General features: G+C 58.8%; 1 protein-coding gene and 1 pseudogene. One reads left to right on the forward strand and one right to left on the reverse strand.

Annotated features, from left to right (window positions below):
- On the reverse strand, positions 1–920 hold a 920-nt coding region (locus ACXJ5O_RS27180; RefSeq protein WP_457302626.1), incomplete at its 3' end, for a threonine/serine dehydratase.
- 194 nt (positions 921–1,114) lie between these two features.
- Here ACXJ5O_RS27180 and ACXJ5O_RS27185 point away from each other — a divergent pair.
- A pseudogene (locus ACXJ5O_RS27185) lies at positions 1,115–1,319 on the forward strand (sugar-binding transcriptional regulator); the annotation flags it as partial.

The following is a 1,319-nucleotide window of genomic DNA, read 5'->3' on the forward strand; positions in this document are numbered from 1 at the left end:
GTGGTATTCGCACCGCAGATGAGAATGGCGACTCGCTCATCTGGTGCCGGAACATATTTGCCGGAAAGCAGCGCGGCGAAGGCGGCGGCACCGCCGGGTTCGGTCACGATACGCACCTTGTCCCACAGCGCAATTTGCGCCGCGCGAATATCGTCGTCAGAGACGAGGACAGAGCGGTCGACGAAAGYCTGGGCGATCGGAAACATCAATTTGCCAACCTGTTTCGGAGCCAGCGAATCGGCGGCAATACCTTCCGCCGGCGCATCGACAGGCTGACCGGCCTCAAGCGCCATATGCAGCGTTGGCGAGCCCTCCGGTTCAACGGCGATGATTTTGACCCGGCCTTTGAACCACGCAGCGATGCCCCCGATAAGTCCGCCGCCGCCAACCGCAACCAACAGTGTCGTTATATCGGGAAGATCAGCTTCGATCTCGGCACCGAGAGTGCCCTGACCGAGCAGCGTCTCGGGTTGGTCATAGGCATGGACGGCCAGGGCGCCGTTCTCTTCGACAAATTTCTCACTCGCGGCCAAGGCATCGGCGTAGCGATCGCCGCCGATGACGAGAGTTGCGCCATAGCCACGGATGCGTTCGGCCTTGGCCGGGGAGGTAACGCCCGGTACGAAGATGGTTGCGGGTACGCCCAGACGCATCGCGGCGTAGGCGACCGCGGCGCCATGATTGCCACCGGATGCCGCCGCGACGCCAGCCTCCGGAAGGGAGCGGGTCAAGAGGTTGGTGAAAGCACCGCGCGCCTTGAACGAACCCGAATGCTGCAAATATTCCAGCTTGAGATCGACCGGACGCGGTGCAAGCCCGAAATCGGTCATGTCGACCCGCAAGGTTGGTGTGTGACGGATATGCGCACGGATCAACCGCTCTATCTCGCCAATTCGTTCAGGTGTGATCAGGGAGTTCATGGGATTCTCGCTTGAAGGACGGTGCGGAGAATAGTGGTGGCCGGGGCGGGGAAGCAAGTGCAAACGATTGATCATTGGCTAAGCCGCATGAAACCGTCATTGACTCCAATCGTATCCGGGAGTAGAAAAACACAAAAGAGCAATAAAGCTACAGTTGTTGTTTCTTAAACCCCACGAATGAAAGGAGGTCGATCATGAATGAAATTCGCCTCCAATCATCGAACAGGCTTCCTTCGGACGAGCAACGCGAACATTTGATGGTGCGCGTTGCCAAGCTTTATTATGACCTTGAATGGACACAGGGTGATATCGCCGCCGAACTCGGCTTGACCCGCTGGCAGATCGGCCGGCTGCTGACCGAGGCGAAAGAGCTCGGCGTTGTTCGCATCGAGATCACGC

The sequence above is a fragment of the Phyllobacterium sp. P5_D12 genome (assembly GCF_054049495.1).